19 protein-coding genes and 2 pseudogenes are annotated in these 18,159 nt (G+C 62.3%); 11 read left to right on the top strand and 10 right to left on the bottom strand.

Annotated elements, in window-relative coordinates:
* Positions 1-25 precede the first annotated feature (25 nt).
* Complete coding sequence (locus H2O14_RS18700) at positions 26-856, top strand: glycosyltransferase family 2 protein (protein WP_182828838.1); 831 nt, start codon at positions 26-28, stop codon at positions 854-856.
* A gap of 18 nt (positions 857-874) precedes the next feature.
* Here H2O14_RS18700 and H2O14_RS18695 read toward each other — a convergent pair.
* The 4 genes and pseudogenes from H2O14_RS18695 to H2O14_RS18680 all read right to left on the bottom strand — a co-directional run bounded on the left by H2O14_RS18695 (position 875) and on the right by H2O14_RS18680 (position 4,880).
* Positions 875-1,779: pseudogene (locus H2O14_RS18695) on the bottom strand (glycosyltransferase family 92 protein).
* Positions 1,780-1,844: 65 nt separating this feature from the next.
* On the bottom strand, positions 1,845-2,234 hold the full coding sequence (locus tag H2O14_RS27705) for a hypothetical protein (protein WP_246697442.1): 390 nt from the start codon (positions 2,232-2,234) through the stop codon (positions 1,845-1,847).
* A 600-nt stretch (positions 2,235-2,834) separates the two neighbouring features.
* Complete coding sequence (locus H2O14_RS18685) at positions 2,835-4,328, bottom strand: TRAP transporter large permease subunit (protein WP_182828837.1); 1,494 nt, start codon at positions 4,326-4,328, stop codon at positions 2,835-2,837.
* A 12-nt stretch (positions 4,329-4,340) separates the two neighbouring features.
* Positions 4,341-4,880, bottom strand: a complete 540-nt coding sequence (locus tag H2O14_RS18680) for a TRAP transporter small permease subunit (protein WP_182828836.1) — start codon at positions 4,878-4,880, stop codon at positions 4,341-4,343.
* Positions 4,881-5,169: 289 nt separating this feature from the next.
* Here H2O14_RS18680 and trxB point away from each other — a divergent pair, with 289 nt between their 5' ends.
* The gene (gene trxB, locus H2O14_RS18675; RefSeq protein WP_182828835.1) at positions 5,170-6,144 is read left to right on the top strand and encodes a thioredoxin-disulfide reductase; all 975 of its coding nucleotides are present in this window, start codon (positions 5,170-5,172) and stop codon (positions 6,142-6,144) included.
* A gap of 35 nt (positions 6,145-6,179) precedes the next feature.
* Positions 6,180-7,076 carry a LysR family transcriptional regulator VtlR gene (locus tag H2O14_RS18670; protein WP_182828834.1) on the top strand — a complete coding sequence of 299 codons (897 nt, stop codon included), beginning with the start codon at positions 6,180-6,182 and terminating at the stop codon, positions 7,074-7,076.
* 420 nt (positions 7,077-7,496) lie between these two features.
* Here H2O14_RS18670 and H2O14_RS18665 read toward each other — a convergent pair whose 3' ends face one another.
* Together H2O14_RS18665 and H2O14_RS18660 are read right to left on the bottom strand one after the other, a co-directional pair.
* Positions 7,497-8,345, bottom strand: coding sequence for an EF-hand domain-containing protein (locus H2O14_RS18665; RefSeq protein WP_182828833.1), 849 nt, complete (start codon positions 8,343-8,345; stop codon positions 7,497-7,499).
* A 344-nt stretch (positions 8,346-8,689) separates the two neighbouring features.
* Positions 8,690-9,892, bottom strand: a complete 1,203-nt coding sequence (locus H2O14_RS18660; RefSeq protein ID WP_182828832.1) for a pyridoxal phosphate-dependent aminotransferase — start codon at positions 9,890-9,892, stop codon at positions 8,690-8,692.
* A gap of 182 nt (positions 9,893-10,074) precedes the next feature.
* Between H2O14_RS18660 and H2O14_RS18655 the strand changes: the two genes are divergently transcribed.
* The 5 genes and pseudogenes from H2O14_RS18655 (at position 10,075) to H2O14_RS18640 (ending at position 13,318) form a co-directional block, all read left to right on the top strand.
* Positions 10,075-11,019, top strand: a complete 945-nt coding sequence (locus H2O14_RS18655; protein ID WP_182828831.1) for an EAL domain-containing protein — start codon at positions 10,075-10,077, stop codon at positions 11,017-11,019.
* A 124-nt stretch (positions 11,020-11,143) separates the two neighbouring features.
* Positions 11,144-12,027 (top strand): annotated as a pseudogene (locus H2O14_RS18650) (DMT family transporter).
* 359 nt (positions 12,028-12,386) lie between these two features.
* Positions 12,387-12,602, top strand: coding sequence for a cold-shock protein (locus H2O14_RS18645; RefSeq protein ID WP_137155803.1), 216 nt, complete (start codon positions 12,387-12,389; stop codon positions 12,600-12,602).
* Positions 12,603-12,779: 177 nt separating this feature from the next.
* On the top strand, positions 12,780-12,932 hold the full coding sequence (locus H2O14_RS27700; RefSeq protein ID WP_246697441.1) for a hypothetical protein: 153 nt from the start codon (positions 12,780-12,782) through the stop codon (positions 12,930-12,932).
* Positions 12,929-13,318 (top strand): BA14K family protein, encoded by a 390-nt coding sequence (locus tag H2O14_RS18640; RefSeq protein WP_246697440.1) that lies wholly within the window; start codon positions 12,929-12,931, stop codon positions 13,316-13,318. Before H2O14_RS27700 ends, H2O14_RS18640 begins: the two co-directional genes overlap by 4 nt.
* Before the next feature lie 65 nt (positions 13,319-13,383).
* Here H2O14_RS18640 and H2O14_RS18635 read toward each other — a convergent pair whose 3' ends face one another.
* On the bottom strand, positions 13,384-14,028 hold the full coding sequence (locus tag H2O14_RS18635) for an MBL fold metallo-hydrolase (protein WP_182828830.1): 645 nt from the start codon (positions 14,026-14,028) through the stop codon (positions 13,384-13,386).
* Between the two features lie 111 nt (positions 14,029-14,139).
* Positions 14,140-14,304 (bottom strand): hypothetical protein, encoded by a 165-nt coding sequence (locus tag H2O14_RS18630; protein WP_182828829.1) that lies wholly within the window; start codon positions 14,302-14,304, stop codon positions 14,140-14,142.
* 325 nt (positions 14,305-14,629) lie between these two features.
* Here H2O14_RS18630 and H2O14_RS18625 point away from each other — a divergent pair, with 325 nt between their 5' ends.
* The 3 genes from H2O14_RS18625 (at position 14,630) to H2O14_RS18615 (ending at position 17,183) form a co-directional block, all read left to right on the top strand.
* The gene (locus H2O14_RS18625) at positions 14,630-15,100 is read left to right on the top strand and encodes a MarR family winged helix-turn-helix transcriptional regulator (RefSeq protein ID WP_246697439.1); all 471 of its coding nucleotides are present in this window, start codon (positions 14,630-14,632) and stop codon (positions 15,098-15,100) included.
* 5 nt (positions 15,101-15,105) lie between these two features.
* Complete coding sequence (locus H2O14_RS18620) at positions 15,106-15,807, top strand: response regulator (RefSeq protein WP_182829437.1); 702 nt, start codon at positions 15,106-15,108, stop codon at positions 15,805-15,807.
* Positions 15,808-15,872: 65 nt separating this feature from the next.
* A complete protein-coding gene (locus tag H2O14_RS18615) occupies positions 15,873-17,183 on the top strand; it encodes an ATP-binding protein (protein ID WP_246697656.1) in 1,311 nt (436 codons plus the stop codon).
* A gap of 2 nt (positions 17,184-17,185) precedes the next feature.
* Here H2O14_RS18615 and H2O14_RS18610 read toward each other — a convergent pair whose 3' ends face one another.
* Both H2O14_RS18610 and H2O14_RS18605 read right to left on the bottom strand, forming a co-directional pair.
* Positions 17,186-17,758 (bottom strand): dual specificity protein phosphatase family protein, encoded by a 573-nt coding sequence (locus H2O14_RS18610; RefSeq protein ID WP_182828826.1) that lies wholly within the window; start codon positions 17,756-17,758, stop codon positions 17,186-17,188.
* 59 nt (positions 17,759-17,817) lie between these two features.
* Entirely contained in the window at positions 17,818-18,159 is a 342-nt protein-coding gene (locus H2O14_RS18605; protein WP_182828825.1) for a tRNA-binding protein, read from the bottom strand.

Raw genomic sequence — 18,159 nt, 5'->3', positions numbered from 1 at the left:
CGGTCATATGTCGCGGAGAACCGGATTGAACACTCGCAACCTTCTGATCGCTGTCTTCTCCTACAATATGGGCGTGACGCTCGAAAACTGCCTGTCGTCGATCGCCGAATTGTGCCCCGGTTTCGACGTGGTCGTCATGGACGACGCCAGCGGCGATCCGGTGACGCAGGCGGTGCTGGAGCGCTGGCGTCCGCGGCTGAAGGGCGTGTTCACCAACACCTCCTCCAAGGACGGCAAGCGCCACGGCAATCTCTACGCCAATATCCGCCAGATGTGCGATTATGCGCGCGGGAACGGCTATCGCTACCTGATGATGCTACAGGACGACATGCAGTTCGTCCGTCCGCTTTCGCAGGATGTTCTCGACCAGTATCAGCGAATTTTCGCCGCCAATCCCAAGGTCCTGCAGGTCGATCCGCGCTTCCTGCGCCGCGGCGAATTCGAGGTCCTGCCGGCTCTCAGGGCCTATCGCTATGACAGCGGCACCTCCTATGCCGACGTCGGCGTCACCGATTTGGAGAGGCTGGCCGAAAGCGGCGTCGAGATCGGCGAAGGCGAACGCGCCAACAAGCAGGCCTTTGCCGACAAGGGCTATCAGCGCTACTTCCCCTTCACGCCGGTGGCGATGCATGTGCCCTTCCCGCAGCGCTATCGCAACGGCGCGCTCAAAAGGTCTCTCCTGCTGTGGAACCGCGGCAAATACGGCTATCATCCGATGACGGCGGCCGAGATGAAAGCGATGGATGCGCGCGACCTCGCGGTCTATCCGCATTTTCGCCGCTTCCTCCGGGTCAAAAACATGATCCTCGGCCGGATCTTCTATCGTCTCAAGAAGGATACCTCCGTCTTCGGCTGAAGCCGGAGGGTCTCCGCGTCAGAGATCGATGCCGCGGCGATCGAGAAACTCGACCATGGCCCGATCTTCCACGGTGTCGATCTCGATGTTGGCGACGGCCGACAAGACGCGTTCGTTATAGCGTTCTCGCGACGCCGGCGACGCCGGGCCGCGCTTCAGCTTCTCCTCAAGATCCTGTCCGGACTTGCTGTAATAGTGGTTGAGCTGCAGATAGCGGGCGCTGTAGAACTCCGGCTTCTTGCGGCCTTTGCGCGTGAAGGTCTGTCCCGCGTCATTGGCGGTCATTTCGCCATGCTCGACCGTCTGGAACTGGTGGATGCTGACCTCCCTGACGGCGCAGGGTCGACGATGCATTTGAAGTTGCTGGCGTTCTTCAGCTTGCTGAGCGGATCGCGCGCGCGGATGAGGTAGTTGCGCAACACGCCGCCCTCGGGCCGCGCCTTGTGACCGCCGGTCCCGAACATGTGCCAGGGCAGCGAGATATTGGGGAAACCTTTGGCGCCGGCGAGCGCCTCCATCACCGTATCGCCCTGCTTGGGCAACAGAAACTCGTCGGCGTCGATGAAGGCCATGCGCTCGTAACTCGCGCCGAAATTCAGGATGGCATGGGAAAAGGCGATCGCCTGGCTGTTCAGCAGATTGGCGCTCGATACATCCGTCATCCGCCCCGCCCAGGGCATGATGGTCGCATGGCTGCCCGCGACATCGCGCACGATCTCCGCCGTGCCATCCGTCGAGCCGTCGTCATAGATGTAGAAATGCCGGACGCCGACGGCGATATGAAACCGCAGCCATTCGCCGATATAGCGGCCTTCGTTGCGCACGCAGGCGGCGATCGCGAGGCCGGAGCGTCCTGCCGCCGGATGCGGCGGCGTGATCGCGAGATGTTTGGTGTAGGGAAGTTTTTTCCCGAAGAGACCCATATGGATATTCCTGCCCGTTGCGGCGCGTTTGTCGTGCGCTGCGTCACCACCATTTCCGCCGTCTGTCAAGCCGAGGGTGGCGGCGTCAGCGCAAAGCGATCGTCATAGCCGAAGCCTGCGGCGCGAAGCGCCGATACGGGCGAATAGTTGGTGACCGCAACGCCACGCGACAAGGCGATCTCGCGCGCCAGCGAAAGATGCGCGACGATCTTGTCCTGAGCGCGGGCGACGCCGGTGAACGCGACCTTGCCCGCCTTTTCGTTGAACCGCTCCGCGCCGGCGCCCGCGTTGGAGATGTCGACGCCCAGCAGCCCGACGCGTCGAGGACTGCAGGCGAGCGCGAACTGCATGGCGCTGACCGCCACCGAGCCGGCCTTGAATACGCCCTTGTCGGGCGCCGACGAGAAACCTGTGGCGCCGTCGTCCGAAAGCCGGACCCAGTTCCGGCCGCGCAACTCATCCCCGACAAGGCCGCGTCGCGGAGCGGCTTGCGCGCATCGAACAGCGCGACGACGCGCTTGTCGGCGAGCCATCGGCCGTCGAGTTCGCAGATGGCGCGGATGACCTCGGCCGAAAGGATCGCCACTGCGCCGGCGGGAACCTTCGCGATGATGTCGTGAAAATGCCGCCAGACGAAGCGCTCGTCTTCCATCACCACCGCCAGGGGCTCGCGCACGGGTCCACCGATCAGGCTGATGGCGCCGTTGAGCAACAGAGCCGATCTATCGGGAAGACGGGACAGGTCCTGGTCGCGCAGAGACGGGCCGGAACCGATGACGAAGACCTCGTCCGAAGCGCGCTCGGTGAGCGCCTTGAGGGCCATGGCCGGCGCTACGGCCCGTCCATGGTAGCGGATCACGCCCGCGGTTCCCTCATCGGCGGGCTCGATGTCCAGCCCGGGAAACCATTCCTGGAAATGCGCCCGCCGCCTGCCGCCGATGAGGCGCCAGGCGAGCCGGATCATCGTTCGGCGCAAGGGGCGGTTCGGGGTCATGACCGGGCTCCAATCTCATGGAGCCCGCCATAGCAGCAGCGCTCGATCTTGGCCAGCGGCCTCAATTCACCTTCGGCGGTCCGTCGAGCGGCGAAAGGCCACCCGGCAAGCCGGGCAATCCGCCGGGCGCCGGCAGGCCCGGCAGGCCGCCCGGAGCTGCGTTCGGATCGCCGCCGAGCGTCGGCAGGTCGATCTTGATCTCGATCGTGTTGGGATCGATCTTCGGCCCATTGTCGAGCCAATGGGTCACCAACTCCGGCCAGAAGATCACCACCACGACCATCAGAAGCTGCAGCCCCACCCACGGCAGTGCGCCCAGATAGATGTCGGAGGTCTTCACCGACGGTGGCGCGATGCCGCGCAGGTAGAACAACGCGAAGCCGAACGGCGGGTGCATGAAGCTGGTCTGGATGTTGACGCAGAGCAGCACCCCGAACCAGACGAGATCAATGCCGAGCGCCGCCGCCACCGGCGCCAGCATCGGCACGATGATGAAGGCGATCTCGAAGAAATCGAGAAAGAAGGCAAGGAAGAACACGAAGATATTGACGAAGATCAGGAAGCCCAACTGGCCGCCGGGCAGCCCGGTCAGCAGATGTTCGATCCAGCGCGAGCCGTCCATACCCTGGAACACCAGGCTGAACACGGTGGAGCCGATCAGGATGAACACCACCATGGAGGTGATGCGCATGGTCGTGTCCATGCCTTCACGCACCAGCGCCCAGGTCAGGCGGCGGTTCAGCGCCGCCAGCACCAGCGCGCCGACAACGCCGAGAGCGCCGGCTTCGGTCGGCGTCGCGAGCCCGAGGAAGATCGTGCCGAGCACCAGGAAGATCAGCACGATGGAGGGGATCATGCCGAGCAGGATGGTGCGGATCAACTCCGCGTCGAGCTTGCCGCGTTCTTCCTTAGGGATCGGCGGCATCATCTGCGGACGGAAAATGGCGATCAGCGCGATATAGGCGATGAACACCGCGATCTGCAGCATCGAAGGGCCGATGGCGCCGCGATACATGTCCCCCACCGACTTGCCGAGCTGATCGGCGAGCACCACCAGCACCAGCGACGGCGGCACCAATTGCGCGATGGTGCCCGAGGCGGCGATGACGCCGGTCGAGAGCTTCATCGAATAATTGTAGCGCTGCATAATCGGCAGCGAAATCATGCCCATGGTGATGACGGAGGCCGCCACCGTGCCGGTGATGGCGCCCAGCACGGCGCCGACGACCACGACCGCGAAGGCCAGCCCGCCAGGCACGCCGCCGAACAGACGGCCGGTGCCTTTGAGCAGATCTTCGGCCAACCCGCATCGTTCCAGGATAGAGCCCATGAAAGTGAAGAAGGGGATGGCCAACAGCAGTTCATTGGAAATGATGCCGTAGAAGCGGAACGGCAGGCTCTCCATGAAGGCCGGTTCGAAATGGCCGGTGGCGATACCGATAGCGCCGAAGAAGAGACCCACGGCCGCCAGCGAGAAAGTGACGGGAAATCCGTAGAGCATGAACAGGATCATGCCGAGAAACATAGCGGGCGGGAGAATGCCGAATTCGAACATGGACGTTTCCCCTCACTGCATCGGTTTTTCGTAGGACGTGTCGATCTGCGACAGGCCCTGCAGCGCCGCGATGCGCTTAATCAGTTCGGAGAATCCCTGAATAGCCAGCATGCCGAACCCCACCACCAGCAAGATCTTCGCCGGCCAGCGGGTCAGACCGCCCGCATTCAGCGACTGCTCATTGCCCACGAACGATTGATAGAAAAACGGCCAGCAGAGATAGGTGAACAGGATGGTGACGGGAAACAAGAACACAATGAGCCCGATAATATCCACCCAGAGCCGGGCCCGAGGTCCAAGCATGCCGTAGACCAGATCGACGCGAATATGCGCGTTCATCTTCAGTGTCTGCGAGGCGCCGAGCAGCACGATGCCCGCGAACATATACCACTGGATTTCCAGCCAACCGTTCGAACTCATCGAAAATAGATAGCGCACAATCGCGTTGCCGGCCGAGATCAGGGCGCAGAACAGCACGAGGTAACTCGCGACCTGTCCGAATTTTCTGGAAACGGCGTCGATGCCGTTGCTCAAGGCGAGCAGAGCTTGCATGCGTCCTCCCCTTATGTCGTCGTCCGATCTTCGCCGGACATCGTTTCCCCGAAACTTGCATATCGGATGCGGCTCCTGCTGGAAAGACGGAAGGTTTAAGACGAAAGGCTAATACAACGGATCTTGCACATTTTCCCCAACCGGCCGGGACGCGGTCCGCATCCGCGCCAGAACTCGGCAGCCAAATCGGTGGAAATCGCGGCGCACCCTTGAATATCCATGCGTTCCATTCATAGATAGGCGCAAAAGACCGCGTCTGCGGTCGCACTCTCTCCAAGGATTTGTTGGAATGTCCGCTCGTCACACCAAGGTCTTGATCATCGGCTCCGGCCCGGCCGGCTACACCGCCGCCATTTATGCAGCCCGCGCAATGCTGCAGCCGGTGCTCATCGCCGGCATGGAGCAAGGCGGCCAGTTGATGATCACCACCGATGTCGAAAATTACCCCGGCTACGCCGACCCGATCCAGGGCCCATGGCTGATGGAGCAGATGCTCGGCCAGGCCAAACATGTCGGGGCCGAGATCATCAACGACCTCGTCACCTCGGTCGACCTGTCCAGCCGCCCCTTCCATGTGACCACGGATTCCGGCCAGGCCTGGATCGCCGACACGATCGTCATCGCCACCGGCGCCAAGGCCAAGTGGCTGGGCATCGATTCCGAGAAGAAGTATCAGGGCTTCGGCGTATCCGCCTGCGCCACCTGCGACGGCTTCTTCTATCGCAACAAGGACGTGATCGTGGTCGGCGGCGGCAATTCCGCCGTCGAGGAAGCGCTGTATCTCTCCAACATCGCCAAGTCGGTCACCGTCGTGCATCGCCGCGACAGCTTCCGCTCGGAAAAGATCCTGCAGGAACGCCTGTTCCAGCGCGAGAACGTCTCGGTAATGTGGAACAGCGAGATCGCCGAGATCACCGGCGAGCAATTGCATCCGCCGATGCCCGCCTCGGTCACCGGTGTGAAGATCCGCAACGCCAGGACCGGTGAAATCACCGAGCGGCCGATCGACGGCTTGTTCGTGGCGATCGGTCATGCGCCGGCCACCGAACTCTTCGCCGGCCAGCTGCGCATGAAGCCGAACGGCTATCTCTGGACCGCGCCGGACTCGACCGCGACCAATATCGAAGGCGTGTTCGCGGCCGGCGACGTGACCGACGACACCTTCCGCCAGGCGATCACCGCCGCCGGCATGGGCTGCATGGCGGCGCTCGAAGCCGAGCGCTATCTGGCCGGTCATTTGCACGTGGCGCAGGCGGCCGAGTAACAATGCGGGCCGCATCAGGCCATCTGGGGGAATGAATGTCGCTCGACTGGGACAAGCTGAGAATTTTCCACGCCGCTGCGGAAGCCGGGTCCTTCACCCATGCCGCCGACAAGCTGCATTTGTCCCAGTCCGCCATCAGCCGCCAGGTCAGCGCGCTGGAAGCCGAGGTCAACACCAAGCTCTTCCATCGACACGCCCGCGGCCTGATCCTCACTGAGCAGGGCGAACTGCTCTACCGCACCGCCCATGACGTGCTGATGAAGCTCGAAATGGTCAAGGTCCAGCTGACCGAGACCACGGAAAAGCCGACCGGCCGGCTGCGCATCACCACCACAGTGGGTCTCGGCCAGGGTTGGTTGACCGACAAGGTGCAGGAATTCCTGAGTCTCTATCCCGACATGCAGGTGCAGTTGATCCTCGACAACGAGGAGCTGGACGTGAACATGCGTCACGCCGATTGCGCCATCCGCCTGCGCGAGCCGCAGCAATCGGACCTGATCCAGCGCAAGCTGTTCACCGTGCATATGCATGTCTATGCCGCGCCGTCCTATATCAGCCGCTACGGCCAGCCGCAGTCGATCGAGGAGCTCGACCAGCACCGCATCATCACTTTCGGCGAGCCCGCGCCGAACTATTTGCTCGACGTCAACTGGCTGGAAATCGCCGGTCGCCCCGAAGGCAGTCCGCGGTCGCCGGTTCTGCAGATCAACAGCCTGACCTCGATCAAGCGCGCGGCGCTGCTGGGCATCGGCATCGCCATGCTGCCCGATTATATCGTCGGTCGCGACCCAGGCCTCGTGCAATTGGTGACGGATGCGGACATCCCGTCCTTCGACACCTATTTCTGTTATCCCAGCGAGATGAAGAACGCCGCCAAGCTGAAGGTTTTTCGCGATTTCATCGTCGCCAAGGCGCGCAACTGGAATTTCTGAGACCGCTGCAGAAGACGGCGGTGAACGCCGATCGATCGAAAAGACGGCGCCGGACGAAAATAATCAGCATGAAAAGGTTTTTTTTTTCGAGTGTGGCGCGTTTTTGTGCCACGGCCAAAAATCACGTCATTTCAACCAATTGGAAACGGATCACTAACTATCATGCATGTTTTGCATGGCTGACATGCGCATCGAGTCCTTGCGCAATGCACAATTAAACATCATATCGCACACAGCTGATGCACATGGCGGTTTTCCTCCCAGTGCCGCCGTATCAGCTGTCCCTCTGGAGGTTTAAATTACCTTCACAACTATAAAGGGCCCGAGATTTCTCGTGGCCCTCTTTTTTTTGCCTCTTGTTCAGCCAAAAAATATACGGCGCCCGACGGGGAGCCGCTGCAGGCGTCGCGTGGCGCCAAATCAGACGCCGGCGCCGGCCGTTTCGGTCGTGGAGCTGCTCAGCGTATCGAGGATTGACTGAACGTCGGAGATGCTGGACGGCGATGACGAAGACTCTTCGTCCTCCTCGTCGCCGGCTGATATGCGGGTATTGGCGATGAAGCTATGCCGCGCGCTTTCGAACTCGTCCAGCGTCACGCCGCCATCGGAGTCCTCGTCGAGCGCGTCGAACAGCGAGGTGGAATCCTCGGCGCTGACATCGTCTGGTTTGGCCGCAGCCAGTTCCTCGGCGCTGACGACGCCGTCCTGATCGGTGTCGAGCGCATCGAAGATCGCGGTCGTGTCATCGTCCATTGGCGGTGGACCGTCCGGGCCTTCCTCCTCGAGCCGGACAATGAACTGCTCTTCGGAGATCGAGCCCACCCCTTCCGTATCGATCGCCCGGAACAGCGCCATCGCATCGTCTTCGCTCACGTCGTCGGGCCGGGCGGAGACGAATTCAGCCTGGGTGACGGCGCCATCGGAATCCGCGTCCATTTCGCTATAGGCGTCTGACGAAGAAAAGCCGAAGGACGAAGCGGACTGCATCTGCATCATCACCGCGACGGCATCGCCAGACATTTGGGCGAAGGGATCGGACGAAGTCATGCTGCTCGTCATTTCCGCTTCCGACACGGAGCCGTCGCCGTCTGCATCAAGGGAAGAGAACAACTGGCTTGACTGTTTCGCCGTGACGTCCGAGGGCTTGCCCGCCGCAAATTCGTCCGAAGACACCTTGCCGTCGCCATCGCCGTCCAGCTTGCTGAAATTCGATTTCAACGGCGTCTGATAATAACTATAGCTGCTGCTCGCAGAGGAAATGCCGGTCATGAAAGCCCTCCTTCGGGTCGCCCGTTGCGTCTGAGGCAGAGACGACTGCGGTGCGACCGAGAGGCAGCCGGCCCGCTCGAGGCCGGATCACGCCATGTTTCTCGGCTGACGCTGCGCGTCGCCCGCGCTCGTGATCGATGTTCCGGAACTGACTACAAGGAACATCACAGGGCTAACGCGATTTGCCGAACGGCGTCAAAGCCCCGGAAAATGGAGACTTTCCGGAAGGTCCAGCAAGGGAGGAAAATCGTAAATCCCACCCGCCACACGCAATGCGCGGGTTTTACAAATGCACGAAAAAGGGCGCGCCGGCTTCGACGCGCCCTCGTGAATGTCGTTATGTTTTACCGGCAGGCGGCGCAGAAGCGCTGGATGCGGCGGCAGGCTTCTTCGAGCTGCGCTTCAGACGTCGCGTAGGAGATGCGGAAATTCGGACCGAGGCCGAAGGCCGAGCCATGCACCACGGCCACGCCTTCGGATTCGAGAAGCTCGGTCACGAAATCCTCGTCGGTTGCGATCACCTTGCCGGTGGGCGCCGTCTTGCCGATCAGGCCGGCGCAGGACGGATAGACGTAGAAGGCGCCTTCCGGCGTCGGGCAGGACAGTCCCGGCGCCTGGTTGAGCATGGAGACGACCAGATCACGCCGACCCTGGAAGACCTTCTTGTTCTGCTCGATGAAATCCTGCGGGCCGTTCAGCGCCTCGAGCGCCGCCCACTGGGCGATCGAATTGGTGCCCGAGGTCTGCTGGCCCTGGATCATGTCCATCGCCTTGATCAGTTGCAGCGGGCCGGCGGCATAGCCGATGCGCCAGCCGGTCATGGCGTAAGCCTTGGAGACGCCGTTCATGGTCAGCGTGCGGTCGTAAAGGCCGGGTTCGACTTCGGCAGGCGTCACGAACTTGAAGTCGTCGAAGGTCAGGTGCTCATACATGTCGTCGGTCAGCACCCAGACATGCGGATGGCGCATCAGCACGTCGGTCAGCGCCTTGAGTTCGGCATGGGTATAGGCCGCGCCCGAGGGGTTGGACGGCGAGTTGAAGATGAACCACTTGGTCTTGGGCGTGATGGCCTTTTCCAGATCTTCCGGCTGCAGCTTGAACTTGGCTTCGATCGTGGTGTTGACGAACACCGGCGTGCCGCCGCACAGCGCCACCATTTCCGGATAGGACACCCAGTAGGGCGCGGGGATCACGACTTCGTCGCCCGGATTCAGCGTCGCCATCAGCGCATTGAACAGGATCTGCTTGCCGCCGGTGCCGACGATCACCTGGGCTGCGGTGTAGTCGAGATTGTTCTCGCGCTTGTACTTCCTGGCGATGGCTTCACGCAGCTCGACGATGCCGGCGACGGCCGTGTATTTCGTTTCGCCGCGATTGATGGCGTCGATCGCCGCCTGCTTGATGTTGTCGGGCGTGTCGAAATCGGGCTCGCCCGCGCCGAGGCTGATGACATCGCGCCCCTTCGCCTTCAGCTCGCGCGCTTTCTGCGCGACGGCGATGGTTGCGGAGGGCTTAACGCGGGACAGAGCGTCGGCGAGGAAGGCCATTTCTGAATTCCTTGTCTGAGAGGCAATAAAAGGCACGGACTTATAGGCCCCGCGCCGGTCGGGATCAAGCCGACCGCGACCGGCAAAAGCCTGATATTCCGGCGCGCTGGACCCCATTTAAGGCTATAGTAACGGTCGTCTGCTACAACTACCGGGAATGTCATCAACTCTGCCGGGACACCATGACAGCAAGCAGCATCTTTTCCAAACTCAGCCGCCAGAGCGATGGGTCCTGGACTGCGGCTTACGGACCCTTCGTGCTGCAATCGGCCTTGCAGCCGATCTTCAGCCAGGACGCCGAGGGACATTTCGAAGTTCAGGCCTTCGAGGGACTGATCCGCCCCAGCAGGGGCGGAGATCCCGTGCGTCCCGCCGAGTTCTTCCCGGCCGTGACCCGCGACGACAAGGGCATGATCGACAGCCTCTGCCGCACCCTGCACATTTTCAACACCGGAGCGCTGGGTCGCGCCCGCGCCAAACTCTTCGTCAATTTTCATCCGGGTCTCTTCGTGACCGACGCCGACATCCGGCGAGAAGTCGAAATGATGCGGCTGGCGGCCAATGAGGCCGGGCTCACGCCCAAACGCGTCGTGTGCGAAATCACCCAGAAGGAAAACGACAGCGCCGACATGCTGGCGCATTTCGTCGAGGAACTGCGCGCGCGCGGCTTCATGATCGCCATCGACGAATACGGCGCCGATGAACGTGACGCGGCCCGCATGAAGCTGCTCAAGCCGGATTTCGTCAAATTCGAAGCGTCCTGGGTGAAGGAATTCCTCGAGAATTCTGCCGGCTACGCACTGCTGGGCGTCATGGTTCGCCAGATCAAGGACCAGGGCGCCGTGCCGATCTTCGAAGGGCTCGAAGATCTCAGGCAGGCGGATCTCTGCCAAAACCTCGAAGTGCCGCTGCTGCAGGGCTATGCGCTGGCGCGCCCGGAAATCGCCCCGACCAGTTTCAACGACGAATTTCCCGAGACGAACGACGCCGCCGCCTTCGACACACGCCAGTCCCAGGAGCTTCAGCGATACGATCCGGCTCTGCATATGCCCAAGTCGATCTATTCGGCGCCGCCGCAGCTGGGCGGGCTTCGTCGCGCGACGGCCTTCGGCAAAAGGACGCGCTGATCGGGCGCCGCAGCGTCGCATCACCGGAACTGATGGTTCCGGCCGTCAAATTGCACAAATGTAAAATTGCTCTCGGGGTCGCGAACGCGTATCAGCAGGGACCCGCAGTCCCTCCGAGAGCGCCATGTCACGTCTCAACGCCAATCTCATCCTCGTCCTGACCGCCGCCATCTGGGGCGCGGGCTTCGTCGCGCAGGACAGCGCCATGGCCCATCTCGGCGCGCTCTGGTTCGTCGGTCTGCGCTTCCTGCTCGCCTTCTTCGTGGCTTTGCCCCTTGCGCTTCGGGAACACCGGCGGGTGACCGCTCCCCTCGCCCGCAAGGAGCTCCTCACATTCGCGCTGATCGGCCTCGCCCTGTTCGGCGGCGCCAGCACCCAGCAACTGGGTCTGCTCACGACATCGGTGACCAATTCGAGTTTTCTCACCGGCCTTTATGTGATCATCGTGCCGATCATGAGCGTGATCGTGTTGCGCAAGCTGCCGCATTGGATCGTCTGGCCGGCGGCGCTGCTTGCGACCACCGGCATCTATTACCTCAGCGGCGGAGATCTCTCCAAGCTGACCGTCGGCGATCTGCTGACCATCGTCTGCGCCCTGTTCTGGGCGACGCAGGTCCTGCTCGTCGGCATTTTCGCGCCGGGCAGCGAAAGGCCCATGGCGCTCTCCGCCGTCCAGTTCCTCGTCTGCGCCTTGGGCGGGTTGACGCTGGCGGCGTTTCTGGAGCCTATCGCCGGCAGCGACATTGTCGACGCCGCGCCGGAACTTCTCTATGCCGGCCTGTTTTCCTCCGGCGTCGCCTTCATCCTTCAAGTCGTGGGGCAACGCTGGACCACCGCGCCGCAAGCGGCGATTTTCCTGTCGAGCGAGTCCTTGTTCGGGGCTCTGTTCGAGCAATGCTGCTCGGCGAGCGCATGGGATGGGTCGGCTATATCGGCTGCGCCCTCATCTTCGTTGCTATGTTGCTGGTGGAACTCGTACCGGAATTTACAAAAAAACGCCGGCTATAGTAGCCGTGTGAAATAACCTTTAGATTTTTGCTTCAATCGCGAGCATGGCGTTCCGTTGCGGGAGCCGGGACATCACGTTTCGTGCCAATTTTGCATCAAACGTGAAAGTTTTGCTTGCCAAAATTGGGGATTGCCCGCAATCTCACCGCGTTCGGGCAATTTGCGAACAATGGGAAAACCTTGAGAATAACGCGCCGGAGGCGCAATAAGCTCCGGGTGTGTGGGAGACGGGTCGCCGATACCCATTCACGATAGTAGGACCTTTCCTCTAGTCGAAATATGCCTGCCAGCCCCTACGGGTTTCATGACATGCTGTCCGAACGCGCAAATAAGGACAGAGAGGAAAAGGGAACTGCTCCATGGCCGAAACTGGCACCGTTAAATTCTTCAACACCGACAAGGGTTTTGGGTTCATCAAGCCGGACAAGGGCGGCTCGGATATTTTCGTCCATATCACGGCAGTGCAGGCGTCGGGCCTGACCGGGCTGACCGAGAACCAGAAAGTTTCCTTCGACACCGAGCCGGATCGCCGCGGCAAGGGCCCGAAGGCCGTCAACCTCCAGGTGACCGGCTGATCCAGCCGCGGTTCAACCGTGTTTACGCGTGAGCGTCGCCGCCGAAATCCGGCGGGCGGCGCTTCTTTGTTGATGACCGGACGTCACTTTTTCTCCTCATTTCGTTCAGCCACGGTTCATTGATCCGATCCTAGGGTCGCGCCATTGAAATTCGATTGTTGCCCAAGAAGGAAAACGATGAACCGTCTTGTCAAATCCGCCATCCTCGGCGCAGCTGCGCTGGCCGCAACCGCGGGCTCCTTCCAATTCGAGCGAGCGCCGGCCGTGATTATTACTGGCGCCACGCGCCGCGTCATCACCATCACGGCGACGCCGTCGCCGCCGGCGTGATCGGCCTGGCGGCCGGCGCCATCATCGGCGGCGCGCTCGCCTCCGATCCGGAACCCGAAGTGATCTATCGTCCCCGCCGCGTCTATGTGGAACCGGAGCCCGTCTATGTCGAACCGGCGCCGCGTCGCGTCTATGTCGAACCGGCGCCCCGAGACGTCTACGCCGAGCCCGATACGCTGGACGAAGACTACGCCGCGCCGGCGCAGGATGAGGACTATTATCCCGCGCGCCCTGCCCGCAGACAGGTCGACGCCTCCGCCGCGACGCTTCAGCCCTGGACCGCGCGCTGGCGCGCTTATTGCGCGGAGCGCTACCAGTCCTTCAACGCCCGCACCGGCACCTATCGGGGCTATGACGGCCAGGATCATTTCTGCACCGGCGCATAACCACGGTCGAATGAATGAGAAAAGGCCTCTTCCGGGGCCTTTTCGCGATCCGTTCGGTCTCGACTTCAGAGGCCCTTCAGGAAAGGATTGCTCCGACGCTCGTCGCCGATCCGGCTGCCGGGCCCATGGCCGCAGATGAAGCCGACCTCGTCTCCAAGCGGGAAGACCTTGTCGCGGATGGAGTCCAGCAATTGCTGGTGATCGCCGCCCGGCAGGTCGGTGCGCCCAATCGAGCCGTTGAACAACACGTCGCCGAGATGGGCGAAATTCTGGTCGCGGTTGAAGAAGATGACATGCCCCGGCGAATGGCCGGGCGTGTGATAGACCTCGAACACATGCTCGCCGAAGGACACGGTGTCTCCCTCGTCGAGATAGCGGTCGGGCGTGCAATTGCGCATGCCGCTTGCCCCGAAGGCGCTCATCCGCGCCTCGATCTGGTCCATCAACGGCTGGTCCGCCTTGTGCGGGCCTATGATGTCGACGCCCAGCGCCTCCTTGAGCTCCATCGCGCCGCCGGCGTGATCGAGGTGACCATGGGTGAGCCAGATCGCTTCGAGTTGGATGCCGTTTTCCTGCAACGTCTGCAAGATCACCTCGACATCGCCGCCGGGATCGACGATCACGCCCTTCATCGTATCCTGATCGAACAGCACCGTGCAGTTCTGCTCGAAGGGGGTGACGGGAATGATCCCCGCTTGCAGCTTGGCCATGCGCCTACTCCTGATTCATGCTCCGGAGGGCGATGATAAAACATGCCGAGAGAAATTTGTCGCCTGCCGCGCTTGCCGGCGCTGCAAAAAGATCTCTGCCTGCGCCATCGATCAGATGTCGGCGTCGGCCATTTCCATCGTGTTGATCGGCGATGCGCCCAGGCTCGCGGTGGTGATCAGGAGCGCGAAGACGCTCATGCTGAACGCAGCGACGATGGCGACCAGAGGGCGAAGTTGACGGGCGACGGAAACGTCCGGATTGCTGATATGATTCATGGCTTTAAGTCCCTATCCTTGCACTGATCGCAACGCGCGGCGACGAAAATGGCTCCCCGACAGTCGCAAAAAAATTCGATGTGTGACGTCACCGGGGAACAGGCGGCGGCGCGGTCCATCGCTGGTCATCGACAAGGCCATGATGTAACCTCGCTGGGAAAACGGCGGGCAGGCCCAATCTATTCGTCGCCTGCCCGAAAACAGACGTTTTGCGCATGCGCGACGATTTCGGACGATAAGGGCTGGAAATTGCGTCAGTGATACTGACATAACACCCCGGCGCGACGAGCGGCAAACGCGGTGACCAAGAATGAAGGCAGACAGGATGGACGTAGCGGCTGATCTCGTGACCGATCGCATGGATGGCGGCGGCGATATCGATTTCGAGATGATCGAACTGCTGTTCTTCGCCTATCGCGATTTCATCTCCGACCCCGACGCGATCCTGGAAAAGAGCGGCTTCGGCCGCGCGCATCACCGAGTGGTCCATTTCGTCAATCGCCGTCCGGGCATGACGGTGGCGGATCTGCTCGACACGCTCAACATCACCAAGCAGTCGCTCGCCCGGGTGCTGAAGCAGTTGATCGATTCCGGCTACATCGCCCAGCGGGAAGGGCCAGACGACCGCCGCCAGCGACGGCTCTATCCGACCCAGGCGGGCCGCAGTCTCGCCCTCGCCCTCGCACGACCGCAATCACGGCGCATCGCGGGCGCTCTCGGCGGCGCCGACGACAAGACGCGCGGCGCCGTTCTCGCCTTTCTGAAGGGCATGTGCGACAGGGAGGACCAGCCGTGACCGAGATGCGAACACTCGACGACGACGCCCCGCATCTGCTGATCGTCGACGACGACCGGCGCATCCGCGAATTGCTGCAGAAATTCCTGACCGGCAAGGGCTTCCGGGTCACGGTGGCCGCAGACTCCGCCGAGGCGCGCCGCAAGCTCGAAGGCCTCGATTTCGACCTGATGGTGGTCGATGTGATGATGCCGGGAGAAAACGGCATCGCGCTGACGGGCTCTCTGCGCGACATTCGCAATATACCGGTGATCCTGCTGACCGCGCGATCGGAAGCCGATTGGCGCATCGCCGGCCTCGAAGCGGGCGCGGACGATTATCTCGCCAAGCCGTTCGAGCCGCGCGAACTGGTGCTGCGCATCAACAACATTCTCAAGCGCTCCACCAATCCGACCAAGCCCAAGATCGACCAGCTGATTTTCGGCCCGTTCAACTTCAATCTGGTCAAGAGGGAGCTTCGCCGCGGCGCATCGATCATCGGCCTCACCGGCCGCGAGCAGGAGATCATGATGATCTTCGCCGCCAATGCCGGCCAGACTATTCCGCGGCACGAACTCTCCGGCGGCGGCGGCGATGTCGGCGAGCGCACCATCGACGTCCAGATCAATCGCCTCAGGCGCAAGATCGAGGACGATCCCGCCAATCCGGTCTGGCTGCAGACGGTGCGCGGCATCGGCTACAGACTGTCGCTGGACCAGAACGGATGAGCGCGCCGGAAGCCTCCGACGACGCCCTGCGCCCCGTTTATTGCGAGGGCGCCTTCAGTCGCTTCATGCGCCGCAACCTGCCGCGCGGCCTGTTCGCGCGCTCGCTGCTGATCGTGATCATCCCGATGGTGCTGTTGCAGGGCGTCGTCGCCGCCGTCTTCATGGAGCGTCATTGGCAGATGGTCACCGAGCGGCTCTCCGCCGCCGTCACCCGCGACATTTCCGCGATCATCGATGTGATGGAAACCCTTCCCTCTCCCCAGATCGAAAGCGACGTCGTTCGCATCGCCGGTCGCCGGCTCGGCCTGCAGGTGCATATTCTCTCCGACGACGATCTGCCCGCCCCGAAGCCCGCGCCGCCATTTTCCATCCTCGACCAGATCCTCTCCGAGCAGATCAGCGAACAGATCCGCCGTCCCTTCTGGCTCAACACCAGCAATGACGAGCGCACGGTGGAAGTGCGGATCAAGCTCGGTCCGAAGCGTATCCTCAGCGTGGTGACGCGCCGCGACCGCGCCTATGCGTCAAACACCCATATCTTCATCATCTGGATGGTCGGCGCCTCGCTGGTGCTGCTGCTCATCTCCATCCTGTTCCTGCGCGGCCAGATCCGCCCGATCGTCGCCTTGACGCGGGCCGCCGAGAGCTTCGGCAAGGGGCAGAAGCCGGCCGAGCCTTTCATTCCCAGAGGGGCCGACGAAGTGCGCCGCGCCGGCTACGCTTTCCTGCAGATGCGCGAGCGCATCGAGCGGCAGATCGAACAGCGCACCGCCATGCTCAGCGGCGTCAGCCACGATCTGCGCACCATTCTCACCCGCTTCAGGCTGGAACTCGCGGTGGCTGAGACGCCCGCCGATCTCGAAAACCTCAATCGCGACATCGACGACATGGACAGCATGCTCGAAGGCTATCTCGCCTTCGCCCGCGGCCAGATCGAGGAGGCGCATGGCGAACTCGATCTGACCAAGCTCTTCTCTCAGCTCGAGGAAAACGCCTTGTTGCACGGCAAGGAACTGACCTCTTCGGTCGCGGGGGCGACCATGGTGCATGTCCGGCCGATGGCCTTTTCGCGTTTGGTCACAAATCTCGTCGCCAATGCATGGCGCCATGGCCAGACGATCCGGATCGAGGCGCGCAACACCGACCGTTTTCTGACCGTGACGGTGGACGATGATGGTCCGGGCATTCCCGAAGCGATGCGGGAAGATGTGTTCAAGCCGTTCTTCCGGCTCGACGAGGCGCGCAATCTCGATGCGTCGGGCACCGGCCTCGGCCTCGCCATCGTGCGCGACATCGCCCGGGGTCACGGCGGCAACGTCACGCTGTCGGAGAGTCCGCTGGGCGGCCTTCGCGCGACGATCCGTATCCCGGTCTGATTTCAGCGATTGTAGATTTCGCAGGGCACCAGTTCGAAGAAACCGCGGCGGATATTGTGACGATGCAGCGCATCGATCCGGCGCGGATGTTTCTCCCGGAGCGCATCGAGCGGCGCGAGCAGCGCGCCGTCGCGGCCGAAATGCCGATCGAGGATCTCCACGATGCGGCGGTTCGGCCAGGGCTTGTGAACGATCGACAGGAAGGCGTCGAAAGCCTCCGCCTCACGGCCCGGTCCGGCGCGATGGGCGATCAGCGAATAGGCGAACGCCGTCGAACGCGAAATTCCGGCATGGCAGTGAACGAGGATGCGGGCGTCGTGGCGCTCGGCGGCCGGACGCACCGTCTCGAACAGGCTGACGACCAGATCGGGAAAGTGGCCGGTCTCCAACATGTTTTCCTGGTCCCGCAGCCGCGCCACGACGTGTTCGGCGCCGGAAATACGCGGCACATGTTCGTCGGCGATGCCGGGATCGAGCAGGGAAATCACATGCGTCGCGCGCCATTCCCGGGCAACTTCGGTGGCGCGCGGCAGGCAGGACACTTTGAATTTCTCGTGAATGGCGCTGAGCGGCATGGCGGCCTCCGGTCGGTTCATCGCGGCGCGATGTAGCACAGGAATAGGAAGGAATTGCGTCAGATCAGTTTCTGGCCGTTCGGAACGGCTGCATCCGGACGCGCCAGCACGATCGCGCCATCGGCGTCGGCAAAGCCCAGCGTCAGGCATTCCGACATGAATGGACCGATCTGGCGCGGCGGAAAGTTGACGACGCCGAGCACCTGCCGCCCGACCAGCGACTCCGGCGTATAATGGGCGGTGATCTGCGCCGACGATTTCTTCAGGCCGATCTCGGGCCCGAAATCGATGACCAGCTTGATCGCCGGCTTGCGCGCCTCCGGAAAGGGCTGGGCGTCGACGACCGTGCCGACGCGAATGTCGACGCGCTCAAAATCGGCGTAGGAAATCTGCTCCGTCAT

It is taken from the genome of Rhizobium sp. G21 (genome assembly GCF_014158035.1).
Classification (GTDB): Bacteria; Pseudomonadota; Alphaproteobacteria; order Rhizobiales; family Rhizobiaceae; genus Rhizobium_E.
This window is presented reverse-complemented; position numbering and strand designations above follow the sequence as displayed.